The organism is Paenibacillus oenotherae, assembly GCF_019443105.1.
Lineage (GTDB): Bacteria > Bacillota > Bacilli > Paenibacillales > Paenibacillaceae > Paenibacillus_Z > Paenibacillus_Z oenotherae.
On sequence record NZ_JAHZIJ010000013.1, the window covers coordinates 103,364 to 117,167 of the forward strand.

General features: G+C 55.0%; 15 protein-coding genes. 3 read left to right on the forward strand and 12 right to left on the reverse strand.

What is annotated here, in order from left to right:
• Positions 1-726: 726 nt before the first annotated feature.
• The 10 genes from tsaD to K0T92_RS17265 all read right to left on the reverse strand — a co-directional run bounded on the left by tsaD (position 727) and on the right by K0T92_RS17265 (position 7,888).
• Positions 727-1,770 (reverse strand): tRNA (adenosine(37)-N6)-threonylcarbamoyltransferase complex transferase subunit TsaD, encoded by a 1,044-nt coding sequence (gene tsaD / locus K0T92_RS17220; RefSeq protein ID WP_219873709.1) that lies wholly within the window; start codon positions 1,768-1,770, stop codon positions 727-729.
• Positions 1,754-2,254: a ribosomal protein S18-alanine N-acetyltransferase gene (gene rimI / locus K0T92_RS17225; RefSeq protein WP_219873710.1), complete on the reverse strand. Its 501-nt coding sequence runs from the start codon at positions 2,252-2,254 to the stop codon at positions 1,754-1,756. The genes tsaD and rimI overlap by 17 nt, the downstream gene beginning before the upstream one ends.
• Positions 2,251-3,093, reverse strand: a complete 843-nt coding sequence (tsaB, locus tag K0T92_RS17230) for a tRNA (adenosine(37)-N6)-threonylcarbamoyltransferase complex dimerization subunit type 1 TsaB (RefSeq protein ID WP_219873711.1) — start codon at positions 3,091-3,093, stop codon at positions 2,251-2,253. The genes rimI and tsaB overlap by 4 nt, the downstream gene beginning before the upstream one ends.
• Positions 3,090-3,578, reverse strand: a complete 489-nt coding sequence (gene tsaE, locus K0T92_RS17235; protein WP_219873712.1) for a tRNA (adenosine(37)-N6)-threonylcarbamoyltransferase complex ATPase subunit type 1 TsaE — start codon at positions 3,576-3,578, stop codon at positions 3,090-3,092. Before tsaE ends, tsaB begins: the two co-directional genes overlap by 4 nt.
• A gap of 45 nt (positions 3,579-3,623) precedes the next feature.
• Positions 3,624-4,634 carry a thiamine-phosphate kinase gene (gene thiL / locus K0T92_RS17240; protein WP_246628235.1) on the reverse strand — a complete coding sequence of 337 codons (1,011 nt, stop codon included), beginning with the start codon at positions 4,632-4,634 and terminating at the stop codon, positions 3,624-3,626.
• A 642-nt stretch (positions 4,635-5,276) separates the two neighbouring features.
• Positions 5,277-6,143 carry a YitT family protein gene (locus K0T92_RS17245; protein WP_219873714.1) on the reverse strand — a complete coding sequence of 289 codons (867 nt, stop codon included), beginning with the start codon at positions 6,141-6,143 and terminating at the stop codon, positions 5,277-5,279.
• Positions 6,144-6,314: 171 nt separating this feature from the next.
• Positions 6,315-6,995, reverse strand: coding sequence for a serine/threonine protein kinase (locus tag K0T92_RS17250; protein ID WP_219873762.1), 681 nt, complete (start codon positions 6,993-6,995; stop codon positions 6,315-6,317).
• Positions 6,996-7,147: 152 nt separating this feature from the next.
• On the reverse strand, positions 7,148-7,303 hold the full coding sequence (locus tag K0T92_RS17255) for a hypothetical protein (RefSeq protein ID WP_219873715.1): 156 nt from the start codon (positions 7,301-7,303) through the stop codon (positions 7,148-7,150).
• 150 nt (positions 7,304-7,453) lie between these two features.
• A complete protein-coding gene (locus K0T92_RS17260; protein ID WP_219873716.1) occupies positions 7,454-7,648 on the reverse strand; it encodes an H-type small acid-soluble spore protein in 195 nt (64 codons plus the stop codon).
• Between the two features lie 18 nt (positions 7,649-7,666).
• Positions 7,667-7,888: a hypothetical protein gene (locus K0T92_RS17265; RefSeq protein WP_219873717.1), complete on the reverse strand. Its 222-nt coding sequence runs from the start codon at positions 7,886-7,888 to the stop codon at positions 7,667-7,669.
• Positions 7,889-8,111: 223 nt separating this feature from the next.
• On the opposite strand from K0T92_RS17265, the gene ku reads away from it, so the two are divergent.
• Genes ku through ligD form a run of 3 tightly spaced genes read left to right on the forward strand, consistent with a single transcriptional unit; the run spans position 8,112 to position 11,051 of the window.
• Positions 8,112-9,080 carry a non-homologous end joining protein Ku gene (gene ku, locus K0T92_RS17270; RefSeq protein WP_219873718.1) on the forward strand — a complete coding sequence of 323 codons (969 nt, stop codon included), beginning with the start codon at positions 8,112-8,114 and terminating at the stop codon, positions 9,078-9,080.
• Between the two features lies 1 nt (position 9,081).
• Complete coding sequence (locus K0T92_RS17275; RefSeq protein WP_219873719.1) at positions 9,082-10,155, forward strand: ATP-dependent DNA ligase; 1,074 nt, start codon at positions 9,082-9,084, stop codon at positions 10,153-10,155.
• A complete protein-coding gene (gene ligD / locus K0T92_RS17280) occupies positions 10,152-11,051 on the forward strand; it encodes a non-homologous end-joining DNA ligase (protein WP_219873720.1) in 900 nt (299 codons plus the stop codon). Before K0T92_RS17275 ends, ligD begins: the two co-directional genes overlap by 4 nt.
• Before the next feature lie 496 nt (positions 11,052-11,547).
• On the opposite strand, the gene K0T92_RS17285 is transcribed toward ligD, so the two are convergent.
• Positions 11,548-12,717, reverse strand: coding sequence for an aminoacyl--tRNA ligase-related protein (locus tag K0T92_RS17285; RefSeq protein WP_219873722.1), 1,170 nt, complete (start codon positions 12,715-12,717; stop codon positions 11,548-11,550).
• 19 nt (positions 12,718-12,736) lie between these two features.
• Positions 12,737-13,786, reverse strand: a complete 1,050-nt coding sequence (locus tag K0T92_RS17290) for an LLM class flavin-dependent oxidoreductase (RefSeq protein WP_219873723.1) — start codon at positions 13,784-13,786, stop codon at positions 12,737-12,739.
• Positions 13,787-13,804 lie beyond the last annotated feature (18 nt).

Sequence of the window (13,804 nt, forward strand, 5' to 3'; positions counted from 1 at the left end):
GTTCCGCTCCCAGGCGAGATTGGGGCTGCCTTCGACTGCGTTGCACCAACCCGCAGCTCTCTAATCCCGGCATTTGCCTTACTACTCCTGTTCTTCGCGTTTGAGACTATAACTGATAACGATGCCAGCCCGAGCAATCAAGGCCAACGCTTCAGCTTGGATGTGAAGTATTGCTGCTTATTATATGCTCCCACAAATCGTCTGTCAATTCCGATAATGAAATAAACCGAAAAAGATCGATCTCCGATATCCTGAAAAGTCCAAACTGTTCAAAGCAATAACACTGGCTCCCAGCGGCGATACCGCTTGTTATGGCACAGTTCTCCTGATGGCCAAATATCGACGACCACTGCGGAGCAGAGCAGGAATCCTGCGAAAGCGCATGAATTTCGGTTAAAATCACCCCTACGAGGTGAAATGCCTGCATTGGTGCAGGAATAATAGACAACTGGGGCGATTAGAGGAAGTTTAAGGCGAGATGCCTGCACTTTTGCAGGTATTTCGCCTTTAGCAGGCCGGAACGAGAGAAAGCCTGCATTTACGCAGGCATGTTCGTCGAATATTAAACCGCACCACAAGAAGAATGAATCCTCCACTCCACGCTTTAACTGCTTTAACTCGGGATTGGAGGCTTCTTCATAAGATTGGGGGCTGCCCTGCCTTATTCGGCATTACCGTTTTCGCACAGCCACTTTCAGGTGATTGTGCACTTCCGTTTATGTGCGCTCAGCTGTGCCCGCCGCGGCCGATCGACCATTCCTCCAGTGACAGCACAGGCTCTGCTTTCATATTTAATGTGGTGAACTCGCCGTGCTTGAACTTCAGATGGGCGGCAGCGCCGATCATCGCCGCATTATCTGTACAGAGCGACAGCGGCGGCACCAGAAGCGGAATCCCTTCCGCTTCGCAGCGGGCAGCAAGCGCTGCGCGAAGTCCGCGGTTGGCAGCAACACCGCCGCACAGCAGCAGCTGCTTGGCGCCCTCGGCCCTTACTGCGCGAAGCGCCTTGGTCACAAGCACATCGATGACCGACGCCTGAAACCCTCTGGCCAGCGCCGGTTCATCCAGCTGCTGGCCGCGCATTTTCGCTTGATTGATGACAGAAAGCACGGCAGATTTCAACCCGCTGAAGCTGAAATCATAGGAATCCGGTTCCAGCCATGCACGCGGCAGATCCGTCTCATCCGCCGCCTCGACCGCCAGACGATCGATATGAGGCCCTCCGGGATAAGGCAGGTGAAGCGCCCGCGCCACCTTGTCATAGGCTTCGCCTACCGCATCGTCGCGGGTACGCCCTATCATGCGGAAACTTCCCTCGCGCTCCAGCGCGACAAGCTCCGTATGCCCGCCGGAGACAACAAGCGCCAGGCACGGATATTTAATCTCGTGAACCAATTGATTCGCGTAGATATGTCCAGCAATATGATGGACGGCGATCAGGGGCAGATCCAGCGCCATGGCAAGGCTTTTGGCCGCTACGACACCGACCAGCAGCGCCCCCACCAGACCCGGCCCCTGCGTAACCGCAATAGCCGACAGATCACGCAGCGTTACGCCCGCTTCCGCAATGGCCTGCTCTGCAATGAGTGTTATGCTCTCTACATGCTTGCGCGAGGCGATCTCCGGTACAACTCCGCCGAACAGCTCATGTGTCTCAATTTGACTTGAGATGATGTTCGACAGAATTTCGCGGCCGCCCCGTATTACTGCGACCGAAGTTTCGTCACAGCTTGTCTCAATCGCTAATATCAACTCATTCGTCTTCGTCATTCTCGCTCCCCGCCTCAGGCACGGATAGCTCCGCCCACATAATGAGCGCATCCTCCTGATTGTCCGAATAATAGCCCGGCCGGAGACCAGCTTCTTCAAAGCCAAGCTTGCGGTACAGCCGCTGTGCCACCTCGTTGCTTACCCGCACCTCCAATGTCATGCGGGCCGCCCCGAAGAACACCGCCAGCTTCTGCATCTCCGTCAGCAGACGCTCTCCCAATCCCTTGCCGCGGTACCCTTCGCGAATCGCAATATTCGTCACATGCGCCTCGTCTATAATGACCCACATGCCGCCATATCCGATTATAGTATCCCCGTGCGCTACCACCATATATCTTGCAAAATGATTGTTGATCAGCTCATTGCGGAACGCTTCCTCTGTCCAGGGACAAGTGAAGGCCTCCACCTCAATCTCCAGTATCCGGGGCACATCCCCCAGTGTCATAGCCCGGTAAACGAGGCTCTCCGTATCGATTCCTATCATGTCTGCACCTCGCCTGCCCGCTTCGCAGCCAGCTTCGCTTCCGCTTCCGTTACCTGCGTGTAATTGGGAACAAAGGTGTGCACATCATCGCGTTCTCCCTTAACGATCCGCATCGAGCCGAGCGCCGCTACAGAAGTTCCTTCCATCGTGAACGGCAGCAGATGAACATCGCGGACAGGCGCTGCATGGGCCCCAGCACAAATATGGCGCAGGCGCTCCCCCTCCGCTTCGTGCAGGGACAGGTCGCCCACAATCCAGATGCGGGCCGGAGCGGTTCCTTCCTCTGCTGAATCCATCATTCCGGCAAGCTGGTCCACCCACTCCCGCATAAGGCGAATTCCATCCGCAGACAGCCGTGTCCATTCTCCGCCCGGACTGCAGCTGAAGGCGGAAGTGTAAACTTGCCCGCGCCGCGCATCCATAATCGGCACAAACCAGTCAGCTCCGCCAAAGGATTCGCGGGCAGAATGCTCCTGCTTGTTGGCCTGCCATGCCCCATAGGCCAGCGCTTCCAGACTGGAAACGCCGACTAGCGGCTTATTCCACACCCAGGCAAGCGTCTTGCCAATCGACACCGCAATTCGCATGCCTGTGTATGAGCCCGGCCCTCGGCCTACCGCAATACCGTCCAGCTCTTCTGCTGCGACACCGTATTCCTCAAGCAGCGATTTCAGCTGTGCGACGGTCAACACGGAATGATTGCGTTCAGCAAGCGATTGAATCGTGCCAAGCGTTTCTTCTCCGCGAACGAGTGCGGCCGCAAGTGCGGCAGTCGATGTATCCAGCGCTAATATAAGCGGGCCGCCCTGCCGGTATTGGCCCGATTGCTGCTCTTTCATAAGCGGCTCGCTCCTTTCGCTCCAAGCTGCTGGCACCATTGCGCATAGGGTGCGCCGATGCCCTTGACAGCTATCCGGCGAGCTTCTCCGCCGAGATGCTCGATATAGATTTGCAGACGTTCCGGAGGCAGCAGTTCTTCGATCAGGCTGGCCCACTCTACGATCGTTACTCCTGCTCCATAGAAATACTCATCCAGCCCCAGCTCGTCCGCCTCCGGCAGCGACAGCCGGTAGACATCCATATGATAGAGAGGCAGCACCCTGCCCTCGTATTCCTTAATGATTGTAAAGGTGGGACTATTCACAATTCCCTTCACGCCAATCGCACCGGCAAAAGCTTGCGAGAATCGCGTTTTGCCCGCGCCAAGATCGCCATCCAATGCCAGAACAGCACCCGGCATGGCCCAAGAGGCCAGCAGCTCAGCCAGTACAACGGTATCCTGCTCGCTTGCCGCCATCCAGACGGCTTGTCCTGCTTCTATCATCCTAATTCCACCTATAATGTTATGAGAGTCCGGTTGCTTTCGTTATCAGCCAAAATGATTATAGCCCCGCTTGGCCAGAGGCACCCTCCGCTCCGCTCTCCGGCCCGTTTCGCTGTTCCCGCTATCATGGACCAGCTCGACACCGGCAGCGCCTGCCTCGGCTGTGCCGATCACATACATCGGCAGGCCTTCTGCGGCCAACGCCGCCTTGGCCCCGGCAGCATCCGCCGCCGCAATCGTGCCAAGCAGCACGTAATCCTCGCCGCCGTAGAGCATCCACTCCAGCGGCTCCACGCCGCTCCGGCGCGCGTAAGCAGCCATGCTGCCGCTCATCGGCAGCTGCGATTCGCGCAGCGTGAGCTTGACGCCGGAGCTCTCGGCGATTTCCCAAGCTTCGCTTGCAAGGCCATCGCTGACGTCGTTCAGCGATGTGACTGTGCCGCGCGCGGCGAGCACTCGCGCCGCGCGCACGGACGGCGCCGGGCGGCGGTGCGCCTGCACCAGCGCCGCCGTGCCGGCGGCCTCCGCCGCGGCGAGCGGCACGCACTGCTCGCCGCTGGCCGCGGCGAGCAAATAATGCAGACCGGCCGAGGCCATGCCGATCGGCCCGGTCACGAACACGGCGTCGCCGGGCTGCGCGCCCGACCGGCGAACCGCCCTGCCGGCCTCGACGGTGCCAACCACCGTCACGGCCACAACAAGCTGCGCCGGCGACGAGGTCGTGTCGCCGCCAACTACCGCGACGCCGTAATGCTCGGCGCATGCGTACAGCCCGTCATAGAGCCGGCGAATACGCGCCGGCTCCCAGGCCCGCGGCACGCTCACGGACACGAGCGCATGCCGGGGCACACCGCCCATCGCCGCGATATCGCTTACGTTCGCGGCCAGCGCTTTCCAGCCGACATCGGCCTCCGCCATCGTCGCTGCATTGAAGTGGACGGTCTCCACCATCGTGTCGACCGCCAGCACCCACTGCAGGGCGCCGCCCTCACCCGGCGGCGCCTCAACCACAGCGGCATCATCGCCGATGCCGACTACAACCCCCTGCTCGCGCAAACGCTGCTCGCTCTGGCGGCCATCCGTCCAATGGCGGATACTCGCGAATTCGTCCAGCCCAACCGCCCCCTTTGCAGCTGCGTTGATACGTATACCAGACCAACTAATAACTTCCGCTACAGCTAGTCAGCGTATACAAATTCCGTCTCATCTCGCCCATAAGCAGGCAATTCCGTGTTACAGCGAACAACCAGCCTGCTTTCCTCCCCTGTAAGCAGCTTTTATCCCGCTACAGCTCGTCAGCGTGTTCCGCACCGCGCGCTCCTCCCGGCGCGAGGTGCCATCTCGGCACGCGGTGCTCGGTCACACGTCGGCAGGCAAACCTACACTGCACCCGGCCTGCTTTCATTCCCTATAAGCGGGTTATGTCCTTTTACAGATTGTTACAGTGTACGATATACCGAAAGCAGTAACATTCTACTTCGTCTACCCGACTGAATTGAAAGCTCACATTTGGAAGCTCACATCGGCTCTTTCGCCTCGGTCCTCATAGCCAACAACATCAATGACCTTATTATATCGGTCAGCTTCCACCCTCGCAACAAAAGCGGGCAAGACCGCTCATCAGAAGAGCAATCTTACCCGCTTGTGTCATTCCGCCATGCGGCGGCATCCGTTCAACCTGTAATGTTCGCCGGTCAACTAGTGAATATCCCGCTTCTTGAAACGGCCGCCCTTCACATCGTGAATGTTGCCCACAGCCAGGAACGCGGAAGGATCAAGCTCCTGCACAATCATTTTGAGCTTCGCTTCCTCCAGACGGGTAATGACGCAGAATATAACCCGCTTCGTCCCGCCAGAGAAGCCGCCCTCGCCATGCAGATAAGTAACGCCCCGGCCAAGCCGGCTCATGATGGCATCTCCAACTTCCTTCGCTTCATCGCTGATGATCCAGACCGATTTCGACTCGTCAAAGCCCTCTATCGTCACATCGATCATCTTGAAGGCGATGTAGTAAGCGATAAGCGAGTACATCGCGCTGTCCCACGAGAAGACAAAGCCTGCGCTTCCCAGAATGAAAAGATTGATGAACATGACAATCTCGCCAACCGAGAATGGCAGCTTCTTCGTGAACAGAATCGCTACAATTTCCGTACCGTCAAGCGAACCGCCGAATCGGATGACTAGTCCTACACCGATCCCAAGCAGCACCCCTCCGATCACCGGAGCCAGAAAAATACTGTACGTCAGCGGCTCTACGGAATGAAGCAGCGTCGTTCCGATTGACATGACCGTTACTCCATATAACGTCGATATCGCGAACGTTTTGCCGATCTGCTTATACCCGAGAACCAGAAAAGGCAGGTTCAGCAGGAAAAGAAACATACCAAGCGGCAGGTCAGACAACTCGGCGAAAATAATGGAAACACCGACGATACCACCATCAATAATATGGTTGGGAACGAGGAAAATTTCCAGGGCAACAGCTACGAGCGCAGCGCCAATCGTTAAGAAGATAATACGTTTGATAATTTCCAGCTTTGTAAGTTTGTAATGTTGTTTAGCCATTCTTCCCCTCCATTCCGCTCAAATTCCTTCGTATATTATCATTATAAATGTTTTTTCATCAAATTCCAAATCAAAAACGATATTATCGCAATTTATCTGCCATCTTTATTCGTTTTTCATGCATTATCGCCATTACATTTCACCATAGCAGTACGTTAAAGAACTGCTCTATTATTTTCCGGTCCATTTGAATAATTGACTAACCCGCTGCGAGAACTCCTCCAGAGAGAAGTTGGCCTGATCAGCGCGGTTGTACCATTTGCGAATTGTGGCAAGTGCCCATGACGGTATCTTCACACCTTCCAGATGCCCATAGAAATTATTATACGCCCAAACCAAATGGTCCCATCTGTGATCATTGCCTTCCTTTATGTATTCCGAAACGTCGATCACTTTAGCTCTGCCATCCTGCATCAGCACATTTTTCAGATGGATATCCCTCGGATTCAAACCCCGTGCAATGACCAGCTTCTTGGCGTCCTCAACATCCTTGATTACCTGCTCGGGAACCGGGACACCATGCACAAGACAATCATGCAGCGTAATCCCCCTTTCGAAGCTGATGACCAGATAGTTGCTACCGTAGCCATAATACTGAGGATGATAGGGCGAACCAGCCAGCCGCTCATATACGGACCTCTCCGCTTGCAGTTTCTCCACCGCATGGGGCGAATAAACTTTGAAAGCATAACCGGGCTCAGGTTCATAGGAGAATACGGCAGCATCCGTACCAATTCCAATACAATGCAGACCCTCTGTCTGACCTGAGATCGTGACGGGATCGTTATTGGCATTCCCGTTCACTTCAATATAACTCAGCGCTTTCTCGGCTTTCTTCCAATCCTCGCTCATCATAATTCCCCCATCACAACTTGAGTCTTCAACTAAAATATTACTTTATATTCCAAAAAAATGCCCACCCGATTTCTCCAGGTGGACATTCCCCAAGGCGCGGCTGCGGCAGCCGGCCATCATTATAATAAACTGAGTCTCCGCCTTGCCGCTTATAGCTTGGGCAGCACATATTCAACAAGGAAATACAGCGCTCCGAAAAAGATAATGATATAGGCTGCATATTTTATAAAAGTCGCCGCTACATGGCTGGGATCGGACCTTTTCTCCACATGGCGTTCTTCGATATCGACGTTGCGTTGAACCATAATAATCCTCTCCTCTACAGTATCGTTTTCTGTTGTCTTTCATGCTCTTTTTTACCCTTGCCCCCTGCTCCTTAAACAAATAGGTACCGGCAAACAGCAGGAACCCCGCCTGAGCACTGGGCTCACAGCGGGGTTCCTGTACCGGCTTATTCAGGCATCATAGCCCTTGCCTTCTTGAAGGCGGTCAACGGATACGGTCATCGTATTAAGCGGATTGGACTCGACCTGAACCGTGGCCATGCCATTGCCTTCATCCACATTCTCGATCCATACCGGCTTGCCTTCGAGATGAACGGCTATTGTTTCTTTGGATTGATAGATTTGTTGGGCACGTTCGGTTTTCATTGCGGGCTGCAGCTCCTTTTACGTCTCTTGCGCTTCTGTTTCAGTTTGGACCGCACCGGTTTCCGGGATCATCGTCTCCGTCGTCGTCGCTTCGATCATTCCGTTGTGCAGTGTAACCTGTCCCCCGCCCAACCCTTCATTAACCATGCGGTCAATATCCATAAAATAATCGTCCCGGCCTTCGTGACGCCTGTCCCCGCCGCTGCTGCTTCCCTCCGGCGTGCTGCTTATTCCACTCATGCTGTCAACCTCCCCTCTATCGCTCGGGTGGTACCCGCGTTCACCAAAAATATGCCCGTTTCGATTGTCTTTCATGCATTCAGGGAATACTGGCATCATAGCCTGATACATAGACCACTTACTGCCCGCAAAAACTTGGCCCATGCTTTCGATGCCAGTTTTTGCTTGATCCTGCTCGCGCAGGATGAGCACAGCCACGCAAAAACTTTTAGGAGGTTAAACAATGCATACTGTATGGAAAGGCGCGATTAGCTTTGGGCTTGTGCATGTGCCCGTTAAGATGTTCTCCGCTACGGAGGATAAGGATATCTCGATGCGTCTCCTTCACCGCGAATGCGGCAGTCCCGTTGCTTATGTCCGCAAATGCCAAACCTGTGAGACCGATATCGGATGGGACGATATCATCAAGGGATATGAATATGAGAAGGGCCACTTCGTCCTCTTCGAGAAGGAAGAGCTTGAGCAGCTGAGCGATGATGTCACCAAAACGATTACGATCCTCGATTTTGTCGCGCTGGAGGAAATCGACCCTATTTATTTTCAGAAAACGTACTATCTGTCCCCCGACCAAGCGGGCGGAAACGCCTATAATCTGCTGCTGGAGGCTATGCGCCAGTCTGGACGCATCGGCATTGCAAAGGTGTCCATCCGCTCCAAAAGCTCACTTGCAGCCATTCGTGTCATCGGGGATTGCATCGCCATGGAAACGATCTTCTATCCCGATGAAATCCGGTCGGCCCAGCAGGTTCCCGGCTTGCCGGAGGGACATGATGTGAATGAGAAGGAGCTCACGATGGCCCGCATGCTGATTGAACAGCTCTCCACGCCTTTCGAGCCAGCCAAATATACGGATGACTATCGCACACGCTTGATGGATCTCATCCAGCACAAAATAGCCGGCGAAGATGTGCGTGTCGCGCCAGAGCAGCAGCGCACGAATGTGCTGGACTTGATGGCTGCTCTGCAAGCCAGTCTCGAAGCCGTCCGAATATCTCCGGCTGCGCCAGGCAGCTTCGATACTGGCGGAGGCAATGCGCCAGGCCAACCGGCGGCGGGTACAGAGAACGCCAGCGGTACGGACAGCAGCACTGGCGACAACGCCGCTGCCGCCGATGGCAATCCCGCTCCAAGAGCCAAGACTCCGCGCCCGCGCAAGGCAAAGGGCAGCTCCTCGAAGGAGACGGTATCCTAGCATGAACGGGCAGCGGAACTCCCCCGCCTCCTCTCGTGGTGAAGCCGGCAGTGAAGGCAAGGCTGACAGCAGTCTCTCTTTGCCCCGATTGCCCGAGCATCCCATGGCTCCGATTACAAGCAGCGAGCTGCCCAAGGGGGATGACTGGGGCTACCAGCTCAAATGGGACGGCGTTCGAATTATTGCACGGATACAGTCCAGCGGTACTGTTCAACTCTATTCGCGCAATATGCTGAACAAGAACTCCGTCTATCCCGAGGTTGTCCGTCTGCTATCGTCTTTATCACCGGATCATGAGAGCTGCATTCTCGATGGCGAGGTCGTATGGTGGGATGGCGTCCGTCCGAATTTCCAGGAGGTGCTGAAGCGTGAGCGTTCCAGAAGCGGTCAGCAAGCGGCTGTCGCTCAGCCATCTCGTCATACTGGCTCCTTGCGAGAAAGGCCGCTCCCTTCCTCCCCCTCATCGGAAGCAGGCAGCATTGTCTATGTGCTGTTTGATCTCTTGGCCGATGAATCCGGCGATCTTAGACATCTGCCCTATCGGGATCGTCATGAGCGCTTGAAGCAGCGGTACAGCAGCAATGATCCGCGGCTTATTGTGACAGATCTCTTCATGGATGGCGAAGCCCTGTGGAGATGGGTGGAGAGCAAACGCTGGGAGGGGGTCGTCAGCAAGCGGCTGTCGAGCCCTTATGCTGAGGGGAAGAAGCATCGGGACTGGTTCAAGAAGAAAACGGCGCTTGTCATTGATGTCGATATCGTCGGGCTCAAATGGCGGAGCGGCATCATTGCCAGCCTGGTGATGGCTTATCATGACGCTTATTTCGGAAGTGTGTCACTCGGGCTGAACGCTGAGCTTCGCCAGACATTAGCCTCCACCTTCCGCACCGGGCAGCCGGAGACGATGGGAACCAGCTGCCCCTTTCCTGCAATGCCGGATGATCTCAAGCGTGAAACGATACAATGGCTGCCCCTGTCCTTCAAATGCCGCGTAACCGGACTGGAGATAACAGCCGCAGGCCAGCTTCGCCACCCCAAGCTTGTTACTTTTTTGCCTAAGGAGCCGATTCCATGAGCCGCAGCGTGAAAGGAACCATCGTTGTGGAGGGCCAGGAGCTGACAGTGAGCAATCCGAACAAGCTGCTCTGGCCCGGAATGGGTATTACGAAGGCAATCTACTTGCAGCGGCTTGCCGCTCTGGCACCCTTGCTGCTGAACCATTGCAGTGACCGGTATTTGACTACAATCCGGTATCCCGACGGCGTGGACGGCAAGTCCTTCTATCAGAAAAATTGTCCCGCGCCAGCTCCCGGCTTCGTTAATACTCTAGCCCATGAAGGCATCTCATATGTCCATCTGGATTCTCTTCCAGTCCTGCTGTGGCTGGGCAATCTGGCCTGCCTGGAATTCCACGCATCGTTCGACAGGGTCAGCAATCCGGCTCAGCCTACGGAATGGGTCATCGATCTCGACCCTACTCTTCCGGAGGAGCCCCGCATTATGGAAGCGGCGGTCATGGTTGGCGATCTGCTTCAATCGCTCGGCATCACGAGCATCCCCAAGACATCGGGCGCAACAGGGATACAGCTTATCGTCCCGTTGATTCCTGACCTTACGTTCGACGAGCTGAGACAGATCGGTGAATTCGTAGGCTCCTATATGTCGGATCAATATCCGTCGCTGTTCACCATCGAACGGCTGACCAAGCATCGGGGCGATCGGATTTACATCGATTATTTGCAGCATTATCAAGGCAAAACGATCATCGCCCCCTACTCCCCCAGAGCCCGCAAAGGCGCTACGGTGTCCACCCCGCTGCACTGGAGCGAAGTGCGGGCGAATGCAGCAATTACCGACTTCCATCTGCTTAATATCGAGTCTCGCTTGCAGCAGGAAGGCGATCTGCTGCAGCAGGGAGAGCCCCAGTCTCTCCGCTCGATCCTCACCTTCATTCAATCCGGCAAGCGCTGATGGCATCTTGTTGTTCCGTTTTCGCGGGGCTGTCCGAAAAGTCCAATATCCAGTGAGTCAGTCCCACATGATGTGTGAAAATGCTTTCTGCCCCCCTTCTCCTACTGTTTTGAAGGCAGAGTGACGGAGTAAGAAGCCTGCGAATGTGCATGAATTTCGGTTACAAGACGCCATAACGGTAAAATTCCTGCGATGAAGCATGAATTTGAGAAATAATCGGCCGATAAGGGCAAACGAAGGTGAAATACCTGCACGCTGGCAGGCATTTCACCTTCAAGGGGTCAAAAATGAGAAAATAACTGCCGTTTCGCAGGTTTTGCCCAGCTTAGCTCGCATTTCGCTTGTCTCTTTTTCCGTACCGCGCTGCGCCTCCCGGCACACGATGCCCGGTCACACGCATGTCGGCGGCCAAACCAGGAGCCCGCGCAAAGAGAGGCTGCCCCGGCCGTCAACTCCGGCCGATTCAGCCCCTCTTTTATAGCTCTCGCTATGACCCTTACACCGGCTCCAATAATGCCGATTCCGATTGCTTGGCATCATCCTGGAAGTAAGGATCCAGCCGCTTCCTCACACTGGCAGGCCATTCCGAGTATTGAATGCCATGCCTGGACAGCAGTCCGTATACCCAGCGGTCAACCCCGAAGGCTGTACAGCCTGACTGCAAGCTCTTCCCTGAGCGATCCGAGATATTGAACTTCTTGCACAGGGAATCACCCATATGATTGAAGGAGGCGATGGAGAATTGGCCCGCTGGCAGCTCCACAATCAGCTCGTACTTCATATTCGCCATCATTTGATGCTGGCCCTTGGAGGCGTCCTCGGAGAAATAGAACGGGTCCGATGCCGTTTCAATTCTGCCTTCAAAGCCGAGATCATTGAACAATTGCCATACCTTATCGATATAATGCGTCCGCGTCTCCTCGACAAATCCGGCTTCGCCAAGGAAAACAATCTCGCGCATATGAAATTCATTCAACCGGTGGCGGCCGACCCGCCAGGCGGATTCATGCCGGAAGCAATTGCCCAGTGCTGTTAGAACCAGCGGACTTTCTATGGAGCTGTTCATAAGCTCCCGATAACAGTGAAAGCAGACGGCCGGCGACAGGGCATATTTGCTCACCCGCGCAATATCATTCAGGTCGGATTCGCTCCTCACCCGCTCCAGCTGATCCAGTTGATGCGGAATCTCCGACACCAGATGAATGTTGTGCGGGAATGTCTCGATATAGTTGCACTGATTCAGCGCTTCGATATCGATCATGGAGGAATATTTGCGCAGCTGCGCCTGCTGCTCCAAGCCGAATTGCCTGAATATACGGTCGATGGCATCGGATAAAGTCACAGCTAATCCCGCTCTTACCTTGCCGTCGAAGGAATAGACCGTCTCTACGTCCCCGCTGTGATCGACACCTCTCTCGCCAGTACCGGTGGACAGCAGCACCCGGGAGCTCAAGGTTCTGATCTCCGTCTCCGCCTCCAGCAGCTTGTTCAGAACAGGCTCCAGCTCCTGCAGATTCGTGCCCTCTCTCAGAGACAGATGAATCACCCCCGTCTCCTCATCCAGATGGCAGGCCTCCAGTTCTTCAATGCAGTAATTCAATCGGGACGCCAGCGCTTCCGCCTGTGATTTCTTCAACTTGCCTGTCGTAGGCAATGTATAATTCATAACTTGCACCCTCCTTTATTTAGACTACAGCATACGGCTGAATGACATGCTCACTAAAAACATTCATGCTCTCCAATGCCTGCCCATAGGGCATGTCACCAAAGTTAAAGCCCAAGCTGAAATCCAGCGCCCCGAAAAACTCCCTGTAATAATGCAGCGTCTCCACAACTTCCTCCGGCGTGCCGATCAATGATCTTTTTTCCTCAATGATCCGCTCATAGGTCAGAGCCTTGATCTCTCTAATGACCGTATCTTGAAAGGCCTGGTATTCTTCCGGCTTGAAGGCGCCCGTGCCAACGAATGCCCGCAAATAGCGTTCCAACGGCTCCCGTGCTAACGCGATAGCTTTGTCCCGATCCGCATGGACACAAGCATGCATCGTAAAAGTAATTTTATTCGGTTCTCCGTGTCCCGCCTCCGTATAAGCGCGTCTGTAGATGTCGATCTTGGCGCGCAGGTCTTCAAAATCGCTCACGTAAGGCACCAGAAGCAGGCCGTAGCCTTCCGCTCCCGCCCATTTGAAGGAGTTCGCGGTATGCGTGGCAGCGATCCATATGTTCGGCATCCGCGCCATAGGGGGATAGACGGTCGTCCCCTCGATCTGATAGTAATCACCTGCAAAATGAACGCTCTCATTGCTCCAGAACTTCTTAATGAGATCAATGGCTTCCCGAAAGCGCAGCGCACGCTCCGTTCCGAGCCCTCGTTCGAACAGCTCGAATTCATGGGGCAGGAAGCCCCGCGCGAATCCGACCTCCAATCGCCCCTGGCACAGCGCATCTGCCATCGCAAGCTCTCCGGCCAGCTTGACGGGATGCCAGAATGCCGGAACGACACATCCGGTAATCAGCTTCATCGCCGTTGTACGCTGCGCCGCCGCGCATAGAAAGAGCAGCGGATTGGGCGAATAGCCGCCATAATCGGTCGCATGATGCTCGATCGTCTTCACACTTGTGAAGCCCAGCCTCTCACCTTCTGCTGCAAGCTTCAAGGACTCTTGAAAATACTGCTCCCCGCTTGTCTTCCCAGGATCACACACCGGAAAAAAGTCCAGACCGAAATTGAACAACCTTAATCCTCCCCTACT

What these genes read in the sequence shown, in the direction of transcription:
- tsaD (WP_219873709.1), bottom strand. Translation starts at nt 1,770, where the DNA reads ATGACGAAGACGAATGAGTTGATATTAGCGATTGAGACAAGCTGTGAC.
- rimI (WP_219873710.1), bottom strand. Translation starts at nt 2,254, where the DNA reads ATGATAGGAATCGATACGGAGAGCCTCGTTTACCGGGCTATGACACTG.
- tsaB (WP_219873711.1), bottom strand. Translation starts at nt 3,093, where the DNA reads ATGAAAGAGCAGCAATCGGGCCAATACCGGCAGGGCGGCCCGCTTATA.
- tsaE (WP_219873712.1), bottom strand. Translation starts at nt 3,578, where the DNA reads ATGATAGAAGCAGGACAAGCCGTCTGGATGGCGGCAAGCGAGCAGGAT.
- K0T92_RS17245 (WP_219873714.1), bottom strand. Translation starts at nt 6,143, where the DNA reads ATGGCTAAACAACATTACAAACTTACAAAGCTGGAAATTATCAAACGT.
- K0T92_RS17250 (WP_219873762.1), bottom strand. Translation starts at nt 6,995, where the DNA reads ATGAGCGAGGATTGGAAGAAAGCCGAGAAAGCGCTGAGTTATATTGAA.
- K0T92_RS17255 (WP_219873715.1), bottom strand. Translation starts at nt 7,303, where the DNA reads ATGGTTCAACGCAACGTCGATATCGAAGAACGCCATGTGGAGAAAAGG.
- K0T92_RS17260 (WP_219873716.1), bottom strand. Translation starts at nt 7,648, where the DNA reads ATGAAAACCGAACGTGCCCAACAAATCTATCAATCCAAAGAAACAATA.
- K0T92_RS17265 (WP_219873717.1), bottom strand. Translation starts at nt 7,888, where the DNA reads ATGAGTGGAATAAGCAGCACGCCGGAGGGAAGCAGCAGCGGCGGGGAC.
- ku (WP_219873718.1), top strand. Translation starts at nt 8,112, where the DNA reads ATGCATACTGTATGGAAAGGCGCGATTAGCTTTGGGCTTGTGCATGTG.
- K0T92_RS17275 (WP_219873719.1), top strand. Translation starts at nt 9,082, where the DNA reads ATGAACGGGCAGCGGAACTCCCCCGCCTCCTCTCGTGGTGAAGCCGGC.
- ligD (WP_219873720.1), top strand. Translation starts at nt 10,152, where the DNA reads ATGAGCCGCAGCGTGAAAGGAACCATCGTTGTGGAGGGCCAGGAGCTG.
- K0T92_RS17285 (WP_219873722.1), bottom strand. Translation starts at nt 12,717, where the DNA reads ATGAATTATACATTGCCTACGACAGGCAAGTTGAAGAAATCACAGGCG.